Source organism: Paenibacillus alvei DSM 29 (assembly GCF_000293805.1).
Classification (GTDB): Bacteria; Bacillota; Bacilli; order Paenibacillales; family Paenibacillaceae; genus Paenibacillus_B; species Paenibacillus_B alvei.
In genome coordinates, this window is the sequence record NZ_AMBZ01000013.1 from 89,799 (window position 1) to 114,617 (window position 24,819).

34 protein-coding genes are annotated in these 24,819 nt (G+C 47.0%); 29 read left to right on the forward strand and 5 right to left on the reverse strand.

Annotated elements, in window-relative coordinates:
• Positions 1 to 14: 14 nt before the first annotated feature.
• The 14 genes from ffh (at position 15) to PAV_RS28915 (ending at position 12,205) form a co-directional block, all read left to right on the forward strand.
• Positions 15 to 1,397 carry a signal recognition particle protein gene (ffh, locus tag PAV_RS28850; RefSeq protein WP_005551910.1) on the forward strand — a complete coding sequence of 461 codons (1,383 nt, stop codon included), beginning with the start codon at positions 15 to 17 and terminating at the stop codon, positions 1,395 to 1,397.
• A gap of 67 nt (positions 1,398 to 1,464) precedes the next feature.
• Positions 1,465 to 1,737, forward strand: a complete 273-nt coding sequence (gene rpsP, locus PAV_RS28855; protein ID WP_005551911.1) for a 30S ribosomal protein S16 — start codon at positions 1,465 to 1,467, stop codon at positions 1,735 to 1,737.
• A gap of 23 nt (positions 1,738 to 1,760) precedes the next feature.
• A complete protein-coding gene (locus PAV_RS28860) occupies positions 1,761 to 1,991 on the forward strand; it encodes a KH domain-containing protein (protein WP_005551913.1) in 231 nt (76 codons plus the stop codon).
• A 155-nt stretch (positions 1,992 to 2,146) separates the two neighbouring features.
• Complete coding sequence (rimM, locus tag PAV_RS28865; protein WP_005551914.1) at positions 2,147 to 2,665, forward strand: ribosome maturation factor RimM; 519 nt, start codon at positions 2,147 to 2,149, stop codon at positions 2,663 to 2,665.
• Between the two features lies 1 nt (position 2,666).
• Complete coding sequence (gene trmD, locus PAV_RS28870; protein WP_005551916.1) at positions 2,667 to 3,470, forward strand: tRNA (guanosine(37)-N1)-methyltransferase TrmD; 804 nt, start codon at positions 2,667 to 2,669, stop codon at positions 3,468 to 3,470.
• A gap of 232 nt (positions 3,471 to 3,702) precedes the next feature.
• A complete protein-coding gene (thpR, locus tag PAV_RS28875) occupies positions 3,703 to 4,278 on the forward strand; it encodes an RNA 2',3'-cyclic phosphodiesterase (protein WP_005551917.1) in 576 nt (191 codons plus the stop codon).
• A 159-nt stretch (positions 4,279 to 4,437) separates the two neighbouring features.
• Positions 4,438 to 6,231, forward strand: a complete 1,794-nt coding sequence (locus PAV_RS28880; protein ID WP_005551918.1) for a hypothetical protein — start codon at positions 4,438 to 4,440, stop codon at positions 6,229 to 6,231.
• A gap of 140 nt (positions 6,232 to 6,371) precedes the next feature.
• Complete coding sequence (rplS, locus tag PAV_RS28885) at positions 6,372 to 6,713, forward strand: 50S ribosomal protein L19 (protein WP_005551919.1); 342 nt, start codon at positions 6,372 to 6,374, stop codon at positions 6,711 to 6,713.
• A 121-nt stretch (positions 6,714 to 6,834) separates the two neighbouring features.
• The gene (lepB, locus tag PAV_RS28890; protein ID WP_005551920.1) at positions 6,835 to 7,458 is read left to right on the forward strand and encodes a signal peptidase I; all 624 of its coding nucleotides are present in this window, start codon (positions 6,835 to 6,837) and stop codon (positions 7,456 to 7,458) included.
• A gap of 32 nt (positions 7,459 to 7,490) precedes the next feature.
• Positions 7,491 to 8,369, forward strand: a complete 879-nt coding sequence (gene ylqF, locus PAV_RS28895) for a ribosome biogenesis GTPase YlqF (RefSeq protein WP_005551922.1) — start codon at positions 7,491 to 7,493, stop codon at positions 8,367 to 8,369.
• Positions 8,370 to 8,490: 121 nt separating this feature from the next.
• Positions 8,491 to 9,150 (forward strand): ribonuclease HII, encoded by a 660-nt coding sequence (locus tag PAV_RS28900; protein WP_005551923.1) that lies wholly within the window; start codon positions 8,491 to 8,493, stop codon positions 9,148 to 9,150.
• Positions 9,151 to 9,281: 131 nt separating this feature from the next.
• Positions 9,282 to 11,297 (forward strand): DNA ligase, encoded by a 2,016-nt coding sequence (locus PAV_RS28905; RefSeq protein ID WP_157267353.1) that lies wholly within the window; start codon positions 9,282 to 9,284, stop codon positions 11,295 to 11,297.
• Positions 11,298 to 11,410: 113 nt separating this feature from the next.
• The gene (locus PAV_RS28910; protein WP_040737230.1) at positions 11,411 to 11,722 is read left to right on the forward strand and encodes an EscU/YscU/HrcU family type III secretion system export apparatus switch protein; all 312 of its coding nucleotides are present in this window, start codon (positions 11,411 to 11,413) and stop codon (positions 11,720 to 11,722) included.
• Positions 11,723 to 11,824: 102 nt separating this feature from the next.
• On the forward strand, positions 11,825 to 12,205 hold the full coding sequence (locus PAV_RS28915; protein ID WP_005551928.1) for a YraN family protein: 381 nt from the start codon (positions 11,825 to 11,827) through the stop codon (positions 12,203 to 12,205).
• A gap of 10 nt (positions 12,206 to 12,215) precedes the next feature.
• Here the strand turns inward: PAV_RS28915 and PAV_RS28920 are convergent, their stop codons facing one another.
• From PAV_RS28920 to PAV_RS28930, 3 genes are all read right to left on the reverse strand, one after another.
• Entirely contained in the window at positions 12,216 to 12,569 is a 354-nt protein-coding gene (locus PAV_RS28920) for a magnesium chelatase subunit ChlI family protein (protein ID WP_238555945.1), read from the reverse strand.
• A 360-nt stretch (positions 12,570 to 12,929) separates the two neighbouring features.
• The gene (locus PAV_RS28925; protein WP_005551932.1) at positions 12,930 to 14,321 is read right to left on the reverse strand and encodes a recombinase family protein; all 1,392 of its coding nucleotides are present in this window, start codon (positions 14,319 to 14,321) and stop codon (positions 12,930 to 12,932) included.
• Position 14,322: 1 nt separating this feature from the next.
• Positions 14,323 to 14,661, reverse strand: a complete 339-nt coding sequence (locus PAV_RS28930; protein ID WP_005551934.1) for a helix-turn-helix domain-containing protein — start codon at positions 14,659 to 14,661, stop codon at positions 14,323 to 14,325.
• Positions 14,662 to 14,751: 90 nt separating this feature from the next.
• Between PAV_RS28930 and PAV_RS28935 the strand changes: the two genes are divergently transcribed.
• The 3 genes from PAV_RS28935 (at position 14,752) to PAV_RS28945 (ending at position 15,569) form a co-directional block, all read left to right on the forward strand.
• Positions 14,752 to 14,994, forward strand: coding sequence for a helix-turn-helix domain-containing protein (locus PAV_RS28935; RefSeq protein WP_005551936.1), 243 nt, complete (start codon positions 14,752 to 14,754; stop codon positions 14,992 to 14,994).
• A gap of 100 nt (positions 14,995 to 15,094) precedes the next feature.
• On the forward strand, positions 15,095 to 15,382 hold the full coding sequence (locus PAV_RS28940; RefSeq protein WP_005551938.1) for a hypothetical protein: 288 nt from the start codon (positions 15,095 to 15,097) through the stop codon (positions 15,380 to 15,382).
• Complete coding sequence (locus PAV_RS28945; protein ID WP_005551939.1) at positions 15,342 to 15,569, forward strand: hypothetical protein; 228 nt, start codon at positions 15,342 to 15,344, stop codon at positions 15,567 to 15,569. Before PAV_RS28940 ends, PAV_RS28945 begins: the two co-directional genes overlap by 41 nt.
• A 265-nt stretch (positions 15,570 to 15,834) precedes the next feature.
• Here the strand turns inward: PAV_RS28945 and PAV_RS28950 are convergent, their stop codons facing one another.
• On the reverse strand, positions 15,835 to 16,557 hold the full coding sequence (locus PAV_RS28950; protein ID WP_005551944.1) for a hypothetical protein: 723 nt from the start codon (positions 16,555 to 16,557) through the stop codon (positions 15,835 to 15,837).
• Positions 16,558 to 16,634: 77 nt separating this feature from the next.
• Between PAV_RS28950 and PAV_RS35435 the strand changes: the two genes are divergently transcribed.
• Positions 16,635 to 16,781 carry a hypothetical protein gene (locus PAV_RS35435; protein WP_005551945.1) on the forward strand — a complete coding sequence of 49 codons (147 nt, stop codon included), beginning with the start codon at positions 16,635 to 16,637 and terminating at the stop codon, positions 16,779 to 16,781.
• A complete protein-coding gene (locus PAV_RS28955; RefSeq protein ID WP_005551946.1) occupies positions 16,762 to 16,998 on the forward strand; it encodes a hypothetical protein in 237 nt (78 codons plus the stop codon). The genes PAV_RS35435 and PAV_RS28955 overlap by 20 nt, the downstream gene beginning before the upstream one ends.
• Here the strand turns inward: PAV_RS28955 and PAV_RS28960 are convergent.
• A complete protein-coding gene (locus tag PAV_RS28960) occupies positions 16,958 to 17,302 on the reverse strand; it encodes a hypothetical protein (RefSeq protein ID WP_005551947.1) in 345 nt (114 codons plus the stop codon). The two genes, PAV_RS28955 and PAV_RS28960, sit on opposite strands and share 41 nt — an antisense overlap.
• Positions 17,303 to 17,357: 55 nt before the next feature.
• Here PAV_RS28960 and PAV_RS28965 point away from each other — a divergent pair, with 55 nt between their 5' ends.
• The 10 genes from PAV_RS28965 to PAV_RS29015 all read left to right on the forward strand — a co-directional run.
• On the forward strand, positions 17,358 to 17,558 hold the full coding sequence (locus PAV_RS28965; protein ID WP_005551948.1) for a hypothetical protein: 201 nt from the start codon (positions 17,358 to 17,360) through the stop codon (positions 17,556 to 17,558).
• A gap of 207 nt (positions 17,559 to 17,765) precedes the next feature.
• A complete protein-coding gene (locus PAV_RS28975) occupies positions 17,766 to 18,557 on the forward strand; it encodes a rolling circle replication-associated protein (RefSeq protein WP_005551951.1) in 792 nt (263 codons plus the stop codon).
• A 46-nt stretch (positions 18,558 to 18,603) separates the two neighbouring features.
• On the forward strand, positions 18,604 to 18,960 hold the full coding sequence (locus PAV_RS28980; protein WP_005551953.1) for a RusA family crossover junction endodeoxyribonuclease: 357 nt from the start codon (positions 18,604 to 18,606) through the stop codon (positions 18,958 to 18,960).
• Positions 18,957 to 19,742 carry a ParA family protein gene (locus tag PAV_RS28985; protein WP_005551955.1) on the forward strand — a complete coding sequence of 262 codons (786 nt, stop codon included), beginning with the start codon at positions 18,957 to 18,959 and terminating at the stop codon, positions 19,740 to 19,742. Before PAV_RS28980 ends, PAV_RS28985 begins: the two co-directional genes overlap by 4 nt.
• 5 nt (positions 19,743 to 19,747) lie before the next feature.
• Positions 19,748 to 20,638: a ParB N-terminal domain-containing protein gene (locus tag PAV_RS28990; protein ID WP_005551956.1), complete on the forward strand. Its 891-nt coding sequence runs from the start codon at positions 19,748 to 19,750 to the stop codon at positions 20,636 to 20,638.
• Between the two features lie 11 nt (positions 20,639 to 20,649).
• Entirely contained in the window at positions 20,650 to 21,252 is a 603-nt protein-coding gene (locus PAV_RS28995) for a hypothetical protein (RefSeq protein WP_005551957.1), read from the forward strand.
• Positions 21,253 to 21,264: 12 nt separating this feature from the next.
• Positions 21,265 to 22,899 (forward strand): DNA cytosine methyltransferase, encoded by a 1,635-nt coding sequence (locus tag PAV_RS29000; protein ID WP_005551958.1) that lies wholly within the window; start codon positions 21,265 to 21,267, stop codon positions 22,897 to 22,899.
• A 16-nt stretch (positions 22,900 to 22,915) separates the two neighbouring features.
• Positions 22,916 to 23,188: a hypothetical protein gene (locus tag PAV_RS29005; protein WP_005551959.1), complete on the forward strand. Its 273-nt coding sequence runs from the start codon at positions 22,916 to 22,918 to the stop codon at positions 23,186 to 23,188.
• A gap of 45 nt (positions 23,189 to 23,233) precedes the next feature.
• Positions 23,234 to 24,043, forward strand: coding sequence for an adenine nucleotide alpha hydrolase family protein (locus tag PAV_RS29010; protein WP_005551960.1), 810 nt, complete (start codon positions 23,234 to 23,236; stop codon positions 24,041 to 24,043).
• Positions 24,044 to 24,068: 25 nt separating this feature from the next.
• Positions 24,069 to 24,819: DNA adenine methylase (locus tag PAV_RS29015; RefSeq protein WP_040737232.1), on the forward strand; the 751-nt coding region annotated here is incomplete at its 3' end.

The window sequence follows — 24,819 nt, forward strand, 5'->3', positions numbered from 1 at the left end:
CGGGGTGAGATAATATGGCATTTGAAGGATTAACGAGCCGATTACAGAATGTATTCAGCAAGTTAAGAGGCAAAGGTAAAGTTAGTGAGGACGACGTCAACGAAGCCATGCGCGAGGTGCGCCTTGCGCTGCTTGAAGCCGACGTTAACTTTAAAGTCGTCAAGGAATTCATTGGCAAGGTGAAAGAGAAGGCCGTAGGTCAGGAAGTGATGCAGAGCTTCACACCGGGCATGGTCATTATCGACATCGTTAATAAGGAATTGACGGAATTGATGGGTGGCACAGCTGCGAAGCTGGCTAAGGCCAACAAGCCGCCAACTGTCATTATGATGGTCGGTCTCCAAGGTGCTGGTAAGACGACGACATCTGGTAAGCTGGCTAAGATGCTGCAGAAGCAGAATCATAAGCCGCTTCTTGTCGCTGCCGATATTTATCGACCAGCTGCGATTAAGCAGCTTCAGGTTGTAGGCGAGCAGATTAAGGTTCCGGTATTTGCACTTGGTGATCAAGTAAGTCCGGTTGAGATCGCTCGTCGTGGACTGGAGCATGCCAAGGAGAACCATCTTGACTATGTCATTATCGATACCGCAGGCCGCCTGCACATCGATGAAGCATTGATGGAGGAGCTGAAGCAGGTTCATGCTACAGCGAAGCCGGATGAAGTGCTGCTCGTCGTCGACGCGATGACAGGTCAAGACGCGGTGAACGTAGCGGATAGCTTCAACCAACAGCTAGAGCTTACGGGTGTCGTGCTGACGAAGCTCGATGGCGATACGCGCGGTGGTGCAGCCTTGTCTGTCAAGGCAGTAACTGGCTGTCCAATCAAATTCGCTACACTTGGCGAGAAAATGGATGCGCTGGAGCCGTTCCATCCAGAGCGGATGGCATCGCGGATTCTCGGCATGGGGGACATGCTCTCCTTGATCGAGAAGGCACAAGCGAATATCGATACAGAGAAAGCCAAGGAAATGGAAATGAAGATGCGCAATGCTGCCTTCACATTCGATGATTTCCTTGAGCAGATGCAGCAAGTGAAGAAGCTCGGTCCAATCGATCAGATCCTAGATATGATTCCAGGGATGAATAAGATGAAGCAAAATGCAAATCTAAAGGTGGATGAGCGTCAAATGGGTCGAATCGAAGCGATTGTCCGTTCAATGACGAACGAAGAACGCCAAGATCCAGACTTAATCAATCACAGTCGTCGCAAACGGATTGCAGCAGGCAGCGGAACTGCGCTGGCTGATGTGAACCGTCTTATCAAGCAATTTGATGAGATGCGACGGATGATGAAGCAGTTCTCCGACATGATGGGCCCGAAAGGGCCGAAGATGATGAAGAACTTGAAGAGCAAAGCAGGCAAGGCTGGCAAAGGAATGAGGTTTCCTTTCCGTTAAGAAATAAAGAAGTGGAGCTGCAACAAGCTCGCTTGTTGATTCGAATTCTGTTTAGGAGGTGAATTTCGTGGCAGTACGTATCCGTTTGAAACGCATGGGTGCTCATAAAGCACCATTCTATCGTGTCGTTGTATCCGATTCCCGTTCCCCGCGTGACGGTCGTTTTATCGAGGAAATCGGTCATTACAATCCGGTAGCTCAACCAGCAGTCGTTAACATCGACGAGGAAAAGGCGCTGAAATGGTTGCAAACTGGTGCTCAAGCATCTGACACGGTTCGCAACTTGCTTAGCCAAGCTGGCGTAATGAAGAAGTTCCATGAGCTGAAAAACCAGAAATAATCTAGCCGTTCGGAGGGTCGCGAATGGAAGAGTTAGTGTCAGTAATTGCACGCGCTTTGGTCGATCATCCGGAGGAGGTCCGTGTGGACGTCGTGGAGAAAGACCATGTCATCGTGTATGAACTTCACGTTCATCCCGACGATGTCGGTATGGTTATCGGCAAGCAAGGTCGTATCGCTAAGGCGCTTCGTACGGTCGTCACATCGGCAGCAGTCAAAGTTCCAAAACGAGTTGCCGTGGACATTATTTCATAACAGTACGCAAGAGGGTTAGGATGAAGTCCTAGCCCTTTTTCGTATGCATAGGGCAGTTTGTGTTACACTAGAGAGAAGGCTGTTCGGAAGCTTCTGCTTCCGGGCACTAACGATAGATAGAGATAAATGGTAAATACATGGCAGGAGGATACGATATGTCTCAAAGAATGTTCAATGTCGGCAAGCTAGTCAATACGCACGGCATTCGTGGAGAAGTAAAAATTATCCCGACAACTGATTTTCCGGAGACGCGCTTTGCACAAAAGAGCGAGCTAATTTTGCAGCAGCCTGATTCGAACATTAACGTACCGGTTACGATTGAACGGTCGCGTTTACATAAAAATATGTACATCGTGAAATTCACGCAGTTCGACAACATTAATGATGTCGAGAAGTATAAAGGCTGGGTACTGAAAGTAAGTGAAGAACAGCTGGACGAGCTCGATGATGACGAATATTACTATCATGAGATCATCGGATGTAAAGTCGTCACAGATGAAGGAGAAGAGCTTGGGGTTATTGAGGAGATATTGTCCCCAGGTGCGAATGATGTCTGGGTTGTTAAGCCAGCGAAAGGGAAATCCATTCTGCTGCCGGTAATTGACGATGTTGTACTAGAGGTTAATGTGCAGGAGAAGATTGTGAAGGTTCATATTATGGAAGGACTAATATAGGATGCGTATCGATGTGTTGACCCTTTTTCCGGAAATGTGTGAAGGGGTATTTGGTTCCAGTATATTAGGCAAAGCGCGCGAGAATGGTCATGTTACGATTAACACGGTCAATTTCCGCGACTATTCTGATAATAAGCACCAAACCGTTGACGATTATCCGTATGGCGGTGGAGGCGGTATGGTGCTTAAGCCGCAGCCGATTTTTGCGGCGGTTGAGGATCTGGTCGCAAAAGCGGCAGCAGAGCGGTTGGCCGATAAGAAGGATGAGAGCGAAGAAAGCTTGCAGGAGGCTGTCAAACCAAGAGTTATTTTAATGTGTCCGCAAGGGGAACGCTTCTCACAGAAGAAAGCGGAGGAACTGGCACAGGAGTCGCATTTAATCTTCGTGTGTGGTCATTATGAAGGGTATGATGAGCGCATTCGCGAGCATTTAGTAACAGATGAATTGTCCATTGGGGACTATGTGCTGACAGGTGGGGAACTTCCTGCAATGACGGTAGTCGACTCGGTAGTTCGTTTGTTGCCAGGCGTTCTAGGCAATGAGATGTCGGCAGTAACCGATTCATTTAGTACAGGTTTGCTGGAGTATCCGCATTATACCCGTCCGGCGCAGTTCCGTGACTGGAAGGTGCCCGATGTGCTCATTAGCGGTCATCATGCGAATATCGAGGTGTGGCGGCGAGAACAAGCGTTGAAGCGGACGCTTGAACGACGTCCTGACCTACTTGAGCATGTGGAACTTAGCAAGGAAGATAAAAAAATGATAGAACGATTGAAAAATGAAACCAATGGGACTCATGCATAATGCTGTGGTCTGTCGGTTAAATGATCAGGGTGAGTAGTTGTACGCATGGTCAACAATAGAAGGCTGTGAATCTATGTAGTTAAGTCATAGATTCGCAGCCTTTTTGGAATTTTATTCTGATAGAAACCGCAAAGAATTTTGTTATTTTGACCATAATAACCGTATTTGGAGGACAATGTTGATCTAAGGTGGCATTACATCGTGTTGAATCTGGAGGAAATGAGGAGACGTTATGAGTAAAAGTGAGAACCGTCAATTGCGATTGTTTATTGCAATGCCGCTGCCTGAGTCAGCTGTTCATGTGCTTGATGCATGGTGCAAAGCAGGACAACGCCATTGGCATTTTGCCAAATGGGTACATCCGCAGGATTTACATATAACCTTGCAATTCCTTGGTGCAGCAGACGAGGAGGCTACTCCTCGGATTGTTCAGGCTTTGGAGCAGGTATCGAGAAAAACAGATCCTTTTGAGCTTCAATTCGAGGGCATAGGGAGCTTTGGGACAAAAGAAGCGCCTCGTGTGCTGTGGGTTGGTCTCGGAGGTGCAATCGACAGGCTGCGACAATTGAACCATAGTGTAGGTGCTGCGGTATCACCGCTAGGATTCGAGCCAGAGGATCGTCCTTATCGTCCCCATATTACGCTAGCGCGCAAGTATCGAGGTGGAGAGGTGCATCCATTCTCTATGATCAGCGAACCACTCCCTTCGCATCAATGGATGGGGGAAGAGATAGTGCTCTTCCGGACTCATATGAATCAAAGTCCTATGTACGAACGATTGCATACCTTCACGTTAGGTCAACGATAGTCTATTGTACATGCAATAAAATAGTTGGATGCGCATTACACAGGTTGTCTAAAACAGGTCCATCTTCACGTATATTTTCCAATCTTGCACATTTGTAATGAAATAACCATTTTAAGAATGTCGAAAATGGTAGAAATAAATCGTGAATGGAGGGATATCGTGGAGAGAAATGCTTCGCGTATCGGATTGCTTCTGCTTGTGATGACCGCACTGTTTATGGTCGGTTTTTCAAAGCCGGGCGATACGCGAAAGGCGACTTGGATATGGCAGGCGGAGAGGATAGAGGACGAACCGGAAAAACTGATTGATTTTGCAAAAAAGAATCACATTAACGTTATGTATTTGCATGTGGATAGGAGGGTTCCAGAAGCGGCATACCGTCAGTTTTTGAGGCAGGCGGGACAAGCTGGAATTGAAGTACACGGATTAGCAGGACACCCCTTATGGGCTTTGCGTGAGTATCGGGATCGGATAATGAAGCTAGTGGATTGGGTAAGTGCTTATAATCAAAGCTCTGCTGCTGCGGAGCGATTTAAGGGTATTCATTTGGATGTGGAGCCTTATGTTCTCCCTGAATGGGAAGTTGATCCACAGCCGGTATTGCGCTCTTGGACGGAAAATATGGAGCATGTGATCGATGCTGTCAAAGGCCGCGGCAGCCTCGAAATCAGTGTTGATATGCCGGTGTGGTTCGATAACATAATGGTGCCGAATACACAAAGTACCTCCCTGTCGGAGTGGATTATTAGCCGATTTGATCATGTGACGTTAATGGCCTATCGCCAACAGCTTGATGGCGGTAATGGGATTATCGAGCTTGTGCAGAATGAGATGGAAATCGCAGATCGCTTCGGGAAGTCTATCTTCATCGGGGTTAACACAAAGCCTATGACCGAAACGCACACTACGTTTTATGATGCAGGTATACAGGCAATGGATGCAGCGCTTAAGCAGGTGTCAGAGCGTTTAGAGCATCATGCTTCCTTCACAGGTGTTGCCATTCATGATTATCAGTATTGGAACCGTATGCTGGAGCGGGATGGAGATGCCGGCGGACTTCCTGATCCGAAGCCAGATCCCGAACCGCTGCCAAAGCCTGACCCCGATCCAGGTCAGATTTCGGTGCCTATGCCGCCACCGATGGAGCGTAATAGCACGGTTGTTGGTACCTATGTATGGCAGGCGGAGTTAGCGATAAACCAGCCTGATGACATTATTGCGTTTGCGAAGGAAAAGGGGATTAACTATTTATATGTTCGATTGGATCTGCAACAGCCGTTCGACGCATATCGCTCATTCGTGAAGAAGGCGCAAGATGCCGGCATTGAGATGCATGCTATGGGAGGGCATCCGGCTTGGGCGCTAACAGAGAACAGACAGCGAATTATGAAGCTTGTCGATTATGTGAAGCGTTACAATCAGGCTGTTGCACCAGAAGAACGCTTTTATGGCATACATTTGGACGTGGAACCGTATGTTTTACCGGAATGGAGCAGCAGCAGGGACGATGTGGTTGCGCAATGGAGAGAAAATATGAACGTTTTCGCCCAGTCAGTCAAGGCGGATTCTAAATTAGAGATAAGCGTGGATCTTGCTGTATGGCTGGATCGAACCTTCCTGCCGGATAAGCCGGAATTGTCGATAAGTGAATGGATGATAGGACATATGGATCATGTAACGCTAATGGCGTTTCGCAATATGGCAGAAGGAAGTAATGGCATCGTCGCTGTGGTGAAGCAGGAGATGCAAATGGCAGATCGTTTAGGCAAGCGGATTGTTGTTGCTGTCGAGATGAAGGAGAGTTTTGAGGGCGAGCATATTTCCTTTTACGATAAAGGGGCAGAAGAGATGATCAAGCAGCTTGACAAGCTTCCTGAAATGCTTGCGGAACACTCTTCTTATACAGGATTTATGATTCACGCCTATGATTATTGGAAAGAGGCCAGGCCCTAAAAATGCGCTTGTGTTCTATTCATTCGTATGCTACAATTAATTTCGTTGTTTGGAATACGGTGGTCCTCTGCATACGATGAGGCGAACGTGCAATGCGTGCTGAGATGTAAGAACACCTGTGTGGAAGGAGGGAGTCCTAGATGAATATCGTACAAGCGATTACGCAAGAACAGCTTCGCAAGGATATTCCAAGCTTTCGTCCCGGTGATACTTTGAAGGTTTATGTTAAAGTTATCGAGGGATCTCGCGAGCGTATCCAGTTGTTCGAAGGTGTTGTTATTAAGCGTCGTGGTGGCGGAATCAGTGAAACGTTTACTGTTCGTAAAATTTCCTACGGTGTAGGTGTTGAGCGTACGTTCCCGCTTCACACTCCGAAAATCGATAAAATCGAAGTGGCTCGCCGTGGTAAAGTGCGTCGTGCGAAGCTGTACTATCTTCGCAACCTTCGCGGTAAAGCAGCGAGAATCAAAGAAATCCGTTAAGGAACAACCGGGGGGCTTGCTTGACTGCAAGCTCCCTTTTGCTATTTGTATGGATTGGACTGCGCATTGCGCATGACGTGAACTTCAAATACGCATCCTAGGAGAAAGCGGGGCACAGCGAATGGATCAAAACGACCAATTGATGCAACCGAATACGGAAGAAACGGCTGAAAAGCCAGCTAGCCCGAAGAAAAACGAATTGTTGGAATGGATAAAAGCGATTGCGATAGCCGTTGTCCTTGTCGTTGTCGTACGATGGTTGCTGTTCGCTCCGTTTATAGTTGATGGTCCTTCTATGGAACCTAACTTCTGGACGGGTGAAAGGCTTATCGTAAACAAGATCTTGTATGAGTTCAGACAACCTAAGACAGGAGAAGTCGTTGTATTCCATGTTCCACAGGAGAACCGCGATTTAATTAAGCGTGTTATCGGCGTTGCAGGCGATACGATTGATTATCGTGGTGACGATTTGTACGTGAACGGCAAAAAGGTAGAAGAGCCGTACATACAGGAAGCAATAGATAAAGCTCATAAGAACGATATGTTATATAATGACCGTAATTTCCCAAGTGATTCGACTCAGCCGAACAAAGTTCCAGAAGGACATATCTTCGTCATGGGTGACCATCGGAGCAACAGTACCGATAGCCGCATGCTTGGATTCATTCCGTTAACAGACGTCATTGGACGTGCGGATGTTATTTTCTGGCCGATCTCGCATGTTAAGTTGATTCAGCATCATTAATTGAGTTACGGCTGCTAAGGAGGTGGATAGCGATGTCAATCCAATGGTTTCCGGGTCATATGACGCGAGCGCGACGTCAGATCCAGGAGAAGTTAAAACTGATAGATGTAGCGATCGAACTGTTGGATGCGCGCCTGCCTATGTCAAGCCGCAATCCGATGATTAACGATATACTCGGCAATAAGCCGCGTCTGATTATTATGAACAAATGCGATCTAGCAGATCCAGACGTGACGGCGAAATGGATGAAATACTTTCGCAATGAAGGCCACGCTGTAATTGCCGTCGATGCGTCAACAGGCAGTAATGTATCGCAGATTCCTGGGGAAGCGCGCAAACTACTCGAAGAGAAGTTCCAGAAGCAAATAGCAAAAGGAATGAAACCGCGTCCAGTACGTGCGTTGATTGTTGGGATTCCTAACGTGGGGAAATCTACACTCATTAACAAACTGGCTGGAAGAACGGTAGCTGCAACTGGGGATCGCCCTGGCGTTACCAAGGGGCAGCAGTGGATTCGTGTAGGTTCCGAAATGGAACTGCTCGATACTCCGGGGATTTTGTGGCCTAAGTTTGAGGATCAGGAAGTAGGTTACCGGTTGGCGACAACCGGAGCAATTCGCGAAGAAATATTAAATGTGGAAGATATCGCGTTCTACGCGCTGAAATATGTTGCATCCCATTATTGGGGGCGGTTGTCTGAACGATTCGGCATTACTGGCGATGCCATTGATGTGGAGGATTCAGATGAAGTGGTACGTGTGATGGAAGACATTGGACGTAAGCGCGGATGCTTGATGGGCGGCGGGAGAGTCGACCTAGAGAAGGCATCCGGCATTATTTTGCGAGAGCTGCGTTCCGGCAAGCTGGGACGTCTTACATTCGAAGAGCCATACTCTTTTATGGTGAATTAGCTGTTCGATAGACGCAGTGAGTAAGAGCATGGGATAGCGCCGTTAACGCCGAAGGGTGTACGGCGCTATTTCTTTAGGCAGGGCAGTGTTGCTTGGACAGGCAGGAGAGGAGCTTATTCAAATGGGGAAAAAAAAGCAGGAAACGGCGGCGGAGCCGATTGACTTATTAGCTTGGGAACGGCAGTATTGGGCACGCAGCATTCGACATATCGCAGGGATTGATGAGGTCGGTCGTGGCTGTCTGTTCGGTGATGTCGTCGCAGCAGCCGTCATTTTGCCTGAGGGTCTTATTATAGAGGGCATAAATGACTCGAAGAAGCTGTCAGAGAAGAAACGTGATGAACTGTATGATATCATCATCGCGGAAGCAGTTGCGTGGTCAGTCGCCCATGTGGATGCTGCAACCATTGATCAGATTAATATTAAGCAGGCAGCCCGCCGTGCCATGAAAGAGGCGGTTGAAACTTTGGACATACAGCCTGAGGTACTGCTTGTGGATGCAGAGAAGATCGATTTGCCTTTTACGCAGGAGGCTATTATTAAAGGAGATGCCAACAGCCAATCGATAGCAGCCGCATCAATCATAGCTAAAGTAACGCGTGATCGTCTATGCAGTGGGGAATGGAATGACCGATATCCAGAGTATGGGATTGCTGTACATAAGGGATATGGAACAAAAATGCATCGTGAACAACTGCTCATCCATGGCCCTACCCCCATGCATCGGAAGAGCTTTTTATCCTCTTTATTTCCTAAAGAGGAGCAGCTGACGTTATTCTAGTTGCTTGAGCGTATTGCCTAATGCTTATTGGTTCATGTGAAAGGTATGAAGAGAGCTGCGGATAATGCTCATCATCCGCCCACTCTATGCCGATATATAAGTTAGCTATTTGCAGAGGACGGGGGATGAATATGAATATATCACAATTGGTACGAGGCTTGGCTGGGGAGGCGAGACCCGGCGAGCAGCGTTCATTGGAGTTAAAGACAGGTCAAGTCGTGCGCGCGACAGTAACAGAAGTATCCGAAAATGGCCGTGAGGCAGTCGTATCGGTGAATGGTGTTCCCGTGCGTGCTGCATTGGATGCGCCAATGCAGCCTGGTCAGACGACATGGATGCGAGTGCAGGGACAGCAGTCAGATGGATTGGTTATATTGAAGCCAACAGACGGGCCTTCTGTTGCTGCGCTGCCGTCCATGGAGGAAGCACTTAAGCAATCGGGTCTGCCAGATGAACCGTGGGCTCGCCGCCTGCTGCAGGATTTGCAGAAGGCCGGCTTGCCGTTGACGAAGGAACTTGCCTCGAAGCTAAGCCAAGCGATGGCCGCGAAACCTCCAGGTGTTGCGGCATCGGAGTGGATGCAGGCAGCTGGACTTGCCCTGCGGCGTCAATTGCCGCTTACAGCGGATACGTTAAACGGGCTTCGACAGGCGCTTTTCGGTAAGCCGCTTACAGATATGCTTGCAGTATTTATGCGGGCAGGAGATGATTCACTTGCCTTAGAAAGCGGGTTAATGGGCAAGACGACGGACACTGGCTCGCAGTCAGGCAGTATGTGGACGCAGCCGCTGCGCGAGGCGCAAGCACTTGTAAGGGCGCTGCTCGCAGAGGGATTACAGACTGGAGGTCAGCAGCAAGGCAGTGGAAGCGGAATGAGCGCTGCTGTGAATGGGAATGGGCATAGTAATGCCGCAGGCAGTGCAGCAGGTCAGTTTGGCACTTCGCCTGTTAATGAGCAGCAGAACAAAAATACGAGCGGAGCCATGCTGAATGCGACACCGGCATCAGGCGGGGCAGCGAAGAGCGGGGAAGGAGCACATGCTGAACTCGCTCAAGGTGGCAGCGGAGCTGCAGGAACCGCTGGAGCTCCTTCGACTTCTCAGCCGTCTATTCAAGCTGGTGCATGGATTGGAAGAATGCTTCAATTGCTGGGCGTATCGCATGAACAGCAGGCTCATCGAGCTGCGGTGATGGAACTCACATCACAGCCTCAGCAGGCGGTGGGGGACAGCGCGCAGTCTACAACTGGCGGAGGCAATGCCGCAGCTTCTTCCGCTAACACGAGTGCCTCTGCAAATAGCGGGCTTACGGGTGGAGGACGGCCAGATCTGCACTCAGGTATTGCAGCACCATCTACGGCATCGGCTTCGAATGCTCCAACCGGAGCATCAAATACGAATGGTACTCCATCAGACAAGTCGGGAGCAGTGAACGGTGGAACAGGACGTAATATCGCGCCACAAGAAGCGGCTGCAGGAGCGACCGCAGCAAAAACTGCCATTCATCCGCCTATTTCCGCGGCATCTACTGCTCCGGGTGCTGCTCAGTTGGACATCTCCCAATTGGCAACTGGGTCAACGCAGCAGGGAGCTGCAGTGGGCGAATCGCTGAAAAGCGCCCTGCTTCATTTGCTGCAAGCTGAAGGTGTCCCTCACGCACTTCGTGAGGCAGCACAGCAGCTTGTACAGCATGTCACAGGCCAGCAGTTGCTGCTTGCTTCTGATCGGCAAGCGCCATTTTCGCATATTACGTTGTTTGTTCCACTTGTTACACCAGATGGCAAGCAAACGGCAGCTGTTCATATTCAGTCCCGTCAGAGCAAGCGTGGAGAGCTTGATGCAGGAAATTGCCGTCTCTGGTTCGACTTGAACATGAAGACGCTAGGACGTACACTGGTTGACGTTCAGGTCGTGGACAATGCGGTTGCCCTGCATATCCATCATGATGATGAACGGGTTGGAGAATGGATAAAGGGATTACGAGGCGAGGCGGAAGAAGCATTGGAGCGTATCGGCTATCAGATGTCCGCCTTCCGAACACTGCCGCTTCCAGAACGAAGCTCCGATACGGTGCCGGCGCCAACATCGGAAATAAGCATGGATGATTATGCGGCTAAGCCATATAAAGGGGTGGATATGAAAATATGAAGAATAAATCATCTATCCCTCGGCCAGCTTCTGTTGAGCCCGTACAGCCATCACCGAACTCGGGAACGAGTTATTGGAATCAGCAGGAGGCGCGTCAAGGCGTTCGCGAGGCAATGAATGCGTCAGCGAATGAGGGCGCCGCTCCTCGTAAAAAGGCGGTTGCCCTTACCTATAATCCCGAGCAGGGGGATGCGCCTGTTGTTGTTGCGAAGGGACATGGCCAAATCGCTGAGCGGATTCTCGATAAAGCGAAGGAGAGCGGAGTGCCTATTCAAGAGGATGCTTCCTTAGTTGAGGTGTTGTCCAAGCTCGACATCGATCAACAAATTCCGCCTGCTCTGTATCAATTGGTTGCGGAAGTGCTCTCCTTCGTCTATAAAGCTGATCAACGTGCGGATAAGGGGGGGATCAATCGTGGATCGTAACCGTCTGATGAAGTTGCCGCATACTCATAGGACGAGTTCTTTGGCGTCTTCAATGGACATAGCGACTTCTTCCATCGTGGAGAATGCAAGGAGGAGAGAGCCATGTCGAAAAAGCTCAACCGCCGCGCTCGGGGAGCAGAGGCCGAGCAGCTTGCAATTGCCTACTTGGAACGGCTGAATTACCTTATTGTTGATGTGAATTGGCGCTGCAAATCAGGCGAAATTGACATCGTAGCTAAAGATGGCGATATCTGGGTGTTTGTAGAGGTAAGAAGCCGCACCGAGGGGCTGCGTTATGGCGGTGCGGCTGAGGCCATTGATTGGCGCAAGCAGCGCAAGGTGCGAGCAGTTGCTACCGCTTATATGCATCGATATCGTCTGGATGAGGTTCATGTGCGCTTCGATGCCGTGGCCGTTACCTATTCGTCTTCGTCTCAATCAGGGGCTATACCTAAGATAGAACTTTTTCAAGGGGCATTTTAAGCCGCATGAGTCAAAGATTGTGCCGTCTATCCAACGTACGGTATTGGATCGCTTCCGCCACGTGCGGAACTTCAATAACTTCACTGCCCTCGATGTCCGCAATCGTCCGAGACATCTTTAAAAGGCGATCATGAGCCCGTGCACTCATGCCAAGCTGATCATATGCCTGCTGCAGCATTCGCCTTGCGTTATCAGACATGCTGCAAAATTTCTTCAAATAAGACCCTGACAGCTCGCTGTTGAACTGGATACCTATGTCTTGATATCGCTTTGCTTGCACAAGCTGGGCATGCATAACCTGTCTGCGCATTTCCTCCGAGCTAAGATTGTTGCTGCTCCAATCGGATATTGGTGATCGAGGCACATCCACCTGTACATCTATGCGATCGAGTAGCGGGCCTGACAATTTGCTTTTGTATTGCTCGAGCCTCCCTTGTGAGCATCTGCATTCGTCAGTGGCGGAGCCTGCATATCCACAAGGACAAGGGTTCCGTCACTAACCTTGACATTGAATGAGAATTCAGTATTAACAGAAGCGCTGTGGTTTCTCTTTTTCCCGTCGTCGAAATGGGTATGGACGACAATTTTTTGACTAGCAATTTCACGATTGCCCTCTTTGCTTCATATGTGAGATCGTTTTTCAGTATCTTACGCAAGTCACTGAGAATGCTATCGATGTCATTAGTTTGTTTTTCTTTTAATGCATTGCGTTCTATCAAATCTGTTAAATCTTTTGCACGATTTTCGAGTTCCTTTTTTCACCAGCAATTTTTAGTAATTGTATTTCAACATCACTGGAGGTGATAAGGTTTTTGCGGTAGAGCTCCAAAATGTTTTGCTTTTCATTATCTTTAGTCATTAGTGATTTTATGACCAGTTCTTTTTCGTCAGTATAATTGTCAATTGAAGGAAAAGTGTTGTTGTCGGTTTCTGCTAATTCTTGTATGGTTTCGCCTGGATTGTTTATAAAATCAACACACTGTTGCCATACCATTTCTTCAATCCATGCTGCTGGAATATTTCGCGATCTGCACTTTCCTTGTAACGGCCCTCTATAAGATGTTTTTCCGTTACAGACGTAAAACGCACTAGGTTTTCTACCTTCACTGGTATAGCTTGTGCCGTGGTAAGTTAGACCGCAACATCCACACTTTACAATCCCCCTAAGAAGGTACTGCCTCTTGGAATTTTTTAGGGATTCTATTTGGTTTTCCTCAATTACTTTTTGAGCCAGATTCCATATCTCATCACTTACGATTGCAGGTACCTCTCTTTCGATCAATTCCCGATCCTTAGTTGATCTCTTGCCATAGACGTGCAAACCGCGATATGTGCTGTTCTTTAACATATTACCTATCCGGCTTGGTCTCCATATTCCTGCTGTTTTTTCTTTTCTTTTTCCTCTTTTTGCAGATCTGTTATCTTTGATGTAAGACGGTGGAATAGCCAGAGAATTAAAATAGTCAGCTATTTTTACAGTAGTCATCTTTCTAATTGAACATAAGTGATACATTAATTCAATAACAGATGATTCAGACATTTCTTCCTTTCCAGGCAATGGATCGGAGTTTATCTCAAGATATCCGTCAAGATTTTTCTTATATCCGTAAGGGACAATACCACCGAGCCACTTCCCTTTTCGCGCTGCTCTATTTGCGCCATGCCACATTGTCTCCAGAGTGGTGTCTCTATCTAGTTCTGCTTGTCCTGCCAGAACAGTAATTATAAAGCGACCTGTGGGAGTGCTTGTGTCAAACAGTTCAGTCATACTTTTAATCATAACCCCGTGCTTCTCTAATTCATAAATGGCATCCAAGGTTATTCGTGCAACTCTGCCGAGCCGTTTCATGTTATATATTAAAACCGTTTTAATCTTTCCAGAGCGAGCATCTTCAATGAGTCTTTGACCTTCTGGGCGGTCGCGTAGATGGATTGTTCCAGTAATTCCATCATCGGTATACCAATCTTTAATAGTAAGTTTGTTTAACTTACAATAATTTGTTCCATATTCAATTTGATTTTCTATTGTTTCGCGTTCTTGCTGATCTTCGGAAGATACTCTGCAATAAACAACCACTTCTGACCCGATCAAACTTTCGAAGGAGTCCGAAAACATGTTATCTACCACCTTTAGTTAGTAATGCATCAAGATACCCCTTAATTCTTGCTATATCTTCTTCTGTAAGAGGTACTCCATCAAACAAAATTTGATGTTGATTTAGAAAATTCTTTAAATCATGAACATCAGATTGCGTAGAAATTGAGTTTCCTAGGAGGTAATCAGTACTCACCTCTAATTCATTAGCAATTGCCTGCAAGAATTCGTGTTTGATCTCTACCCTGTTATTTTCCATGTGGGCGTAGTTCGCTCTGCCTGTTCCAATTTTTTTTGCCATTTCACTTTGCGTCAGTTTCTTTTTCATTCGAAGTTCCTTGATCCGATCCCCAACATCCATAAGTAAAAGCCTCCTTCAAAAAAAGATAGTGGAAATATATTGACGATATTTGTAATATCATTTATAATCAGACGCATAGGAGGTGATTGCATGAAGAGGACTTATCTAAGGGCTTGCAGAGAGTTTCGTGGTATGCCAAGATCTGCGGCAGCCCAAGAAGCGGGTATTTCGGAAATCCATCTTCGAAAATTAGAGGATGGACAAGTTAATCCAAGTGTGAACGTCATGCGGGAATTATGCATTATTTATGAAGAGACTCCACAGAAGTTATTTCCCGACCTTTTTGAAGGTATACTTTATTCCGACAAAGATAGTATACCTTGCAACGTGTGATATTGTCAATATCACATTGCTAAGGGGAATATTTTTTTAAACAAAAATGATATTTTAAATATCACATTGATATTATACATTTCGAAAGCGGGAGGCGCTAATGGAGCAACATAGAATCGAATGTGCTGTGAAAGTCCCCGAAACACTTGTACAAGCTATTTCAGCAGTTAAATTAGGAGAGCGTTCTGGAAACATCACTGTATCCACGCCAAGGGGGATTGAGTTCGTTGCGACATATTCTCCTGACCGTGCAAAAATGGTCGAAGCCTTAAAATTCGTAAGGAACCTAGGAATTACCGCGGGAGATGAAAAGAACGATATTCAAAAAAGAAAGGAGATAAACCAGCATGAACAAGTCGGAGATTATCACCGGTCAAATCGTAGTTGAGGGCGGCAAGGTATCACTGCAACGTGAAGACGGCAGCCTGGTTGAATTAAGCAAGTCGGATCGCATTGAAATATTCAAAGACGGGAAATTTGAACCGGCACCATATTCACGAGTCGTTGAAAAGGTGGATTCGGCAGGGTGGCCGCTATACGCCGGGCTGTATGCTTCGGTAGAAAGGGGGATATGAGCATGGATGCTCTCGGGAAACCAGCACGTCGAATGTTTTACGTAGTGATAGCTGGTCTGACACTATCCTTAACTTTTAATGTTTGGGACGGTATCGAAAAAAAAGCTCAACCAGCGATATGAACACCTGATTGAGCAAAGGGAAGAACTGAACAAAAAGTATGATGAATTGAACAAACGCTACAAGGGACGGCTTGATCAAGATGAACGAATTAACCAAGAAAAAGATATTAATGTGAAACGGGCACGAGATCTTTTAAACAGTCTCAGTGATCTTCGGAATGACTTGTATTTCCAGAATGCAAAAGAGAACGCAACTCAGTGATGATCGAAGAGATAAGGTCTTCGAGTACTTTATCTGATTCCTTATGGAGTGAAGAATTGGAACCACTATCCTGCATCGTTTCACGATGATGACGTTCTGCCTGCTCCATACGTTCGATATGATGTCTCTCTGCTTGTTCAATTTGAACCTGGTGGAATCTTTGAGCTTCTATACTGCTTTCATCGGCGATTCGCTGATTCTGTAACATGCTAACAACAGTAAGGATAATGCCAAGAACAGTTAAGAATTGCCCGATATCCATTTTCTTATTAGATGATGAATTGATGTCGAGTGCAGTTGTTTGGATAATTTCTTCTTTAATATCTGGTAGTTCTACTTCCACTGATTCAATTAAGCTATTCAGTTTTGAAGATAAAGAATCAGTTATGAAAAGATGACTATAATCTTGTTCACGAATGAAGTCGGTAACAGCTTCCCATTCCTTTGCTACAGGAAGAAGAGCATCTGAGACTTTAGATAGTGCCAAAAAATTTTTTTCCATAGCAGTAGCCAAGGCCGAAGCGACAGGGCTATAAGCTTCATTGATTCTGTTTAGTTGGTCTATAACTCTTGTCAAATTAGACGTGTAACCTTGAGTTAATCTATCGATTCTATTAATTATTTCAAATATATCGTGATTCAGAATAAAGATTCCTCCTTTCAATGGTAATTTGGACAATTCCCAACATTCGACAAAGAAAGGTGGTTATCCTTCAAATTCTAACAAGGAGGTGAGGGAGAATGTCAAGAAAGCAATGGCTCCGTGTATGCTGTAATCTTTTACAGATGGCAGATACCACACAATCGCCAAGTGCCCGTAATATGTTCCGCTGGCAGTACGAACAACTGAAAAGGAGGCTGCAGCGCCGTGAACAAACAAGAGGCTAGGAAAAAACATGATGAAGTAATGCATGAATATAAAAAGAGAGTGGATCTCTTCTGGAAATATAGAAAAGCTCGTTCATCGGGCGAGATGAGCGAGCAAGAGTACAACGAAAAAGTTGAGTTGATACTACAGCAACAAGAAGTGATGAAAAAAGAAATCTATGAAACGATGCATGTAGCTATTTTCGGAGATCATACAGAAAATCTTCAAGACGCCTAGTATATTTCCTTAGTGATAACTGTAATGCTTCTTCAGCGGATTGTTCTAAATCAACATAAGTTTCGGCGCTATTTTTATAGAAGCAAAGAACATCATGAAATAAATCAACCTCTTCAAGACTATATTCTTGAACATCAGCGTTTAATCCTTTTTTGAGGGACATAACCAATTCTCTTTGTTTAACCCTTCTCGAAACGTCCTCAACGAATCGGGGAAGGTTCAAGAGATGATTATCGAGGGCAGCAATAAACACCCCTCTATCAAAATCAGTTGCATCGTCAATAATATTGGAAATATTAATCAATTCGGCTCACCTCTCTTTCTAGGCTGATTATACCAATATAGAAGGGAGCTGGACAGTGACAAACGAGGATCTGAAGGAAGCCATGACCAATGGTGAGCCTATAGAGCATCGAGGAATTACATATAACCACATCTCAGCAATCATTTATAGAAAAAGCGAAACGGGCATGTTTATGCAAGTGGAGTTGTTTGACAAAACCAGAAACAGCGTAGTGATAGCACGCCCAAACGAAATTAAGAGAGCGAATGAGAAATGAATATAGAAATAAAATCGCCCCGATGGACGCTTCTGAGAAAAGCGACCGCGGGGCGAAGTCAAAGCGAAATGCGATAATTCAGCTCCTAGTAATTATAGCAAACTTCGCGGCGACAAGGCAACGCGCTTGTAGCGTATGCGAGCTCGTAATGGGTATTAACATTCCCACGATGCACAAATGTAGGGGAGTACAGCCGGAGGAAGAGCCATGAAGAATGTCGTACGTGAGAAGAAAATATACTGCGGGAATTACATGGAAGTAGATATATATAATCACACGATGTTAACCACAATGCGAAAGGGGAGGGCAAAGAAGGAAAAGGTGTCTGCACCTAAACAACGGAATCTGAATGATAAGAATGCACGGAGATATTTCATACAGTTGGTGAATACGAACTTCGGGAAAGAAGATCTACACGTATCCCTGACATATGCCGAAGCACCAGAGACAGTGGAAGCAGCCGAGAAAGAGGTAAGCAATTACCTCAGAAGGGTAGCGCACAGAAGGAAGCGGGAAGGACTCCCACCATTGAAATATGTACTCGTCACAGAGGGCGGGAATGAGAAGAGTCAAGAGAAGAAAAAGAGGATTCATCACCACATCATAATGAATGGCGGGTTGGAGCGGGATGTGGTGGAGAATCTGTGGAGAAGACCAAAGAAGAAAGGGCAGCAAAAGGGTGACTGGATTGGCTTCGTAAATGCGGACAGGCTCAAACCGAATGATTACGGGCTAGAGGCTGTCGCCAGATATCTGATGAAAAGCCCGAACGGGAAAAAGCGTTGGAGTTCATCGCAGAATTTAGAGAAGCCAGAATATAGATTCAACGATTTCAAGTATTCAAAGCGGCAAGTGGAGAAGATTGTCAGAGATGAAATAGACAATCAACACTACTGGAAGAAGAAGTATCCAGAGTGGGACGTTACAGAAGTGAAGCCTGTATACACCGAAATCAATGGATGGTCGATTTACCTAAAGCTGCGTAGATCGAGGGAATGATCACAATACAATGCCAACTATACACATTCGAAAAGAGGGTAAAGGCATGAAGATCGAAATTGAGGGCGAACTTCCTTCACTCAACGAAATCATAGATGCTGCGAAATCACACTGGTCAGCATATCGCGAGATGAAAGAAGTGAACACAAGTCTCGTAGCATGGACAGCGAAGAAGCTTCCTCCAGTTGGTAGGGCTGATTACACCATTACTTGGTGGTGCAAGGATAAGCGCAAGGATAAAGACAACATCATGGCGGGGCAAAAGTTCATATTCGACGGCCTAAAGGAAGCGGGAGTAATCGGCAACGATGGTTGGGCGCAGATCGGGGATGTAACCCATCGCTTTGAGGTAGATGCTCGTAATCCACGGATCGAAATCGAAATAGACGAGGTGCTTACATGAAAACGATATCTGTAATCAATCTAAAGGGCGGCGTAGCAAAGACAATCTCATCAGTGAATATCGCCCACATCCTTGCAACAGTACATGGGAAGCGGGTGCTGCTAGTAGATAACGACAAGCAAGGGAATGCATCGAAGATGTTCGGCCTTCATAGCTATTCTTCGCCGAGCATTGCGGATGTCATGACAGAGCGGAACCCGAATATGAACGACATCATCGTATCTACTTCTTACGCGGGATTGGACGTTATCCCCGCGAACATGAATTTGCTTCGCGCAAACATGCAAGTATTACTGGACACATCACGACAACAGCAGACACGACTCGGAAATGCACTCAAGCAAGTAGCGGATCGATATGACTATTGCATAATTGACAACGCGCCAGACATCAACATTTCGGTGATCAACGCTCTTGTTGCATCTCATGATGTGCTGATTCCAGTTAAGATCGACAAATTTGCATTTGATGGTCTGGCGGAGTTGAAAGAACAGATCGAAAACACCAGAGATGAGCTAAACCCCAATATCACCATAAGAGGTTGCTTCGTCACGTGCTATCAGCGCAATGAGGTAAACATGCAGGGTGAAGAGTGGATGAAAGCACAGAAGGATTTCAACGTCTTCCAGACACATATCCGCAAAACAGAGAAGGTCGATGAAAGCACGTTTGCCTGTATGCCAATCACCGAATATTCACGCCGCTGCGGGGCGGCAATGGATTACCTGAAACTCGTATCCGAATACCTTAACGTGTCCGATTCGGACACAAAAGGGAGCTGAGTAGAGTGGCGAAGTTCAATTTGAATCAATTGCTCGGCGGAGGAAAGACAGTGGATGGAGATGGTGGCGGGGGTCAGGAATACAAGATAACCCACATACCAGTTCATGAGCTGGAGCCGTCAGAAGACAATTTCTATTGCACGGAGCAAATCGAAGAATTAAAGGCTTCCATAGCAGCATTCGGTATAAAGCAGAACTTGATCGTAAAGCCGATAGATGGCGGGAAGTACAGAGTGATTGCGGGGCATCGTCGCCGCCTCGCTATCCTCTCTCTGGTGGAGGAAGGGAAGCAGGAATTTGAGAGAGTGCCCTGCATCATAGAAAACGATGAAGACGAACTACGCGAAAAGTTGCTGCTCATCACCACTAATTCCACGGCAAGGCAGCTGACGGACTGGGAGAAAATCAAGCAAGCAGACGAGCTAAGAAACTTGCTACAGCTGATAAAGAAGCGGGACAAGATTCCGGGAAGGCTGCGGGATCTTGTTGCCAGCACATTGGACATATCAGCGACACAGGTTGCAAGGATGGAGTCGATAACCAATAACCTAACCCCTAAATTCAAAGAAGAGTTGAAGGAGGGGCGCGTAAATATGTCCACCGCATACGAAGTGTCTGGTCTGCCAATGGAGCAGCAACAAGAGGTATACGAGGAATATCGTGATAAGGGCAATGTATCAATCAAAGATGCGAAGCAACGGAAGCGAGAAAAACAATCGAGCAACCGAACGCATGAAGAAGGTTTAAAGTCGTGCCCATTTTGCGGCAGCTCATCAAAAGTGGTAGCGGAACTGGGCGGTTACAGAATCAGTTGTGAAAGTTGCTTCGCTGCTACCGGATTATCACCGGATATAGATACGGCATATGAAAACTGGAATAGAAGACATCGGGTATAGGAGGGTGTCGGATGGCATTCGGTAAGAAGAAAAAGAAAGAAATACAGGATTGGAGAAAAAATATCCTCGCCCACCACAACCACACGCCCACCCGTGCAGATCGGGCAGAGTTTCCGCGGAAGGTGATAGAAGAACTGATCGAGGAAGCGGGTGGACTTTGCCAATGTGGCTGCGGAAGGGTTGATGAAGAAACGCACCATGTAATGCCACGCGGACGAAATGGCCGCGGGGTAAAGACCAACGGTATGAGGCTAAACAAAATATGCCACCGGAGAATCCAGACTAGCGAAAAAGAATTGCAACACTGGATTCTGATATACAGAACGAGGCACGGCAATTACTTCTGGTACGACGAAGAAGACTGGGAGCAGCACAGGCGCAAACAAGCCGAACAGAAGCGAGCGGAAATCGAAGAACGATTAAAGCTGGAGCGGGTGGAGCCAGTTTTGGAGTTGATGGCTACGGCAGCAGGCCGCGGGCTGAAAGCAAAAGAACGTCGGTTCATAGAATCACTCTCAGAAAAGGACGTGAAAACATTCGGGGAACTCATGAGGGATATAGTGAGCGCTTCGGCACAAGAAAAACCGTTCGGATATGGATGGTTCGACGACTAGGGAGGGAACAGGGTGAACAGTGAAATCATCGTAGACAACTTTGCTGGGGGTGGCGGAGCCTCAACAGGAATAGAACTAGCTACAGGAAAATCGGTTGATATAGCGATCAACCATGATCCTGTAGCTATAAAAATGCACATGGCGAACCATCCAGAAACTGAACATTATTGCGAATCTGTTTGGGATGTTGATCCGAGAATTGTTACGCGAGGCCGACCGGTTGGTCTTGCTTGGTTCAGCCCTGATTGCAAGCATTTCAGCAAAGCGAAGGGAGGGAAGCCAGTAGAAAAGAACATTCGCGGGCTTGCGTGGGTGGCAGTTCGCTGGGCAGCTACGGTTCGTCCAAGGGTAATCATGCTCGAAAATGTCGAGGAATTCAAAACTTGGGGACCACTAACAAAAGAAGGAATACCCGATCCGAGACAAAAAGGACGGACGTTTAGATCATTCGTGAATGCCTTACGACGGTATGGATACAAGGTCGAATGGAAGGAGTTGCGGGCGTGTGATTATGGAGCGCCTACGATAAGGAAACGGTTCTTTTTGATAGCTCGTTGTGACGGTCGTCTGATTGTATGGCCGGAACCGACACATGGGGCACCGGATAGCCCGGAAGTGCAGGAAGGTAAACTGCTACCGTGGAGGACGGCAGCGGAAATAATAGATTGGTCAATACCTTGCCCTAGTATATTCGACCGAAAAAAGCCGCTTGCGGAAAATACACTGCGCCGCATTGCGAGAGGGATGCAGAAATTCGTGTTCGAAAATCCTGAGCCTTTCGTGATGCGTGTCAACTTTGCCGGAAGTAACCATCATTACTGCGATTCGATCCGCGAGCCGCTTAAGACAATTACAGCGAAGAACGGCTGGGGATTGGTCACACCTTACATCGCCCGAATAGGTCAGACGGGATTCGGCGGTGATAGGCTCCAATACAAGGCGACCGAGCCGCTTACAACGGTGACGACTAAAGCGGAGCATTTACTTGTAACGCCGATCCTTGGTGTAAATACAACAGGACATCCAGGCAGCCCACCCACTGAACCACTTCGAACCATTACAACAGGCAAACATCATATGCTTTTAAGCCCGACTATGATCCAGATGGGATACGGTGAACGACCTGGTCAAGATCCGCGCGTACTCGACTTAGGCAAGCCAGTCGGAACCGTTACAGCAGGAGGCAACAAGTTTGGTATAGCCACCGCTTTCCTAGCAAAACACTACGGCGGAGGACATGTAGCCGAGGTTAGGTCATTCCTTTTGAAATACTACGGCAGTGCCGACAACGGCCAGTCGTTAGACGAGCCACTACATACGGTTACGACTAAGGACAGATTCGGACTTGTCACAATTGCAGGCGTAGATTACCAGATAGTCGATATCGGTATGCGGATGCTGGAACCGCATGAGTTGTTTGCAGCTCAAGGTTTCCCAGAAGACTACATCATAGATCAGGACCATGAAGGAAACCGATATCCTAAATCGGCACAGGTTGCACGATGCGGCAATGCGGTGCCTCCACCGTTCGCGGAACATTTGGTACGTGCGAACCTTCCGGAATTATGTACAGGCAGTGGGAAGGCGCTCACATTAAGTCGATTCCACGCTGCCGAACAATGCGGACAGCTCGCCATGAACTTATAGAGAGGAAGAAGAGAAGATGACGGCAGTGTATAAGTTGACACATCTAGATGTGGCGTCGATTTTAAGGGAGATTCGCATATGGCATAGTCCTGCGAAGAGAGCTTATCTTTTTATCGATTGTGTTGACAGTGTTCGGTTTATCACAGAAAACAAGCAAGTGGTTGACCGCATCGGAGAAATGGTTCGTAACACTGGGGCAAAAATTATCATTAGGCAGGATCAGAACAAGGAGACCGGAAGCACATATTACATCATCGATTTAGAAACTGAGTCGTATGAAGGTTATTAAGGAAAGAGTGAACAACCTATTCCAAATGAGCAGGGAGGGAATAGCATGAACATAGTAAGCCTCGGAGCTGGAGTTCAGTCTACTACGCTGTTACTTATGGCAGGGCACGGAGAACTAGGTAAGAAACCAGACTGCGCAATATTTGCTGACACAGGGTGGGAGCCGCAAGCGGTATATGATCACTTCGAGTGGTTGAAGGCAGAATCGAAAAGGCTAGGAATACCCGTCTATGAAACAACAAAGGGGAATATACGAGCCGACTTAGTAGAAGCTTCAAAGAATCATTCACGCTCGGCAGCGATGCCATTTTACGTATGGCGGAATGGGAAGCAAGGAATCATTCCGCGGCAATGTACCGCGGAGTACAAAATAGAAGCGGTCAACGCTAAAGTCCGTGAGTTGCTTGGATATACCAAGCGTCAGCGTATCCCTAAAGGATCAGTGACAAAGTGGATGGGTATTAGCACGGACGAGATACATCGGGCCAAAACAAAAAGCTCGCTAGCATGGGAGAAGCTGCGATATCCACTCATTGAACTGGGGATGAACAGGCTTGATTGCATGAATTGGTTGGCGAGGAAGGGCTACAAGGTCCCGCAAAAGTCATCCTGCATCGGCTGTCCCTACCATTCCGATTATACATGGCTAGCCATGAAACGAAATGACCCCTCAGCATTCGCCGAAGCGGTGGAGTTTGAACAAGTGATCAATGCGAACGGCTTACGGGGGCTGAATGGGAAAATCTATCTTCACCGCTCATGTCGGCCGTTGGATCAAGTGGACTTTGGAGAGAATCAAATAGAATTCGAATTTGAAGGATTCGGTAACGAGTGTGAAGGAATGTGTGGAGTTTAGTATGCGAGCAGATGGAGGGGAGCGCATGAGCATTCAAAGAATATTGCACTATCCAGGCAGCAAGTGGAGCATGGCGGAATGGATCATATCTCACATGCCGCAGCATGAAACATATTTAGAGCCGTTCTTTGGGTCTGGCGCAGTTTTGTTCTCGAAGGAACGCAGCAGACTGGAAACGGTAAATGACATAGATGGGGAGATAGTAAATCTATTCAGAGTGATCCGCGAAAGACCGGACGAGCTGGCGCATGTAGTTCATTGGACTCCGCACAGCCGCGAGGAATACTATCACAGCTATGAATCAACAGAAGACGATCTCGAAAGAGCACGTAGGCTTCTAGTAAGACTTTGGCAGGGCAGAGGCGGGAAAACATCTCACCGTACAGGTTGGCGAAGCATGATAGAAGCGAATGGTCCTTTAGCAGGGAAAGAGTGGAACAGCTTTCCGGAAAAGATCGCAGCGGCGGCAGAACGACTAAAAGGCGTTCAGATTGAGAACCAAACAGCGTTGGTACTGCTACAGCGTTACCAGCGCCCGAATGTGTTGATATACGCAGATCCGCCCTATGTTCTTTCGACGAGGACTACATCAAGCTATCGGTATGAGATGAAGGAAAACGATCATGCTGAATTACTGGATGCGTTGGATAGGCATCCGGGCCCGGTGTTACTTTCCGGGTATGCTCATCCACTGTATGATGATCGGTTGCGGCATTGGACGCGAGAAACAAAGAAATCCAAGGCAGAGGGCGGAGCGAGCAGAGAGGAAGTCCTCT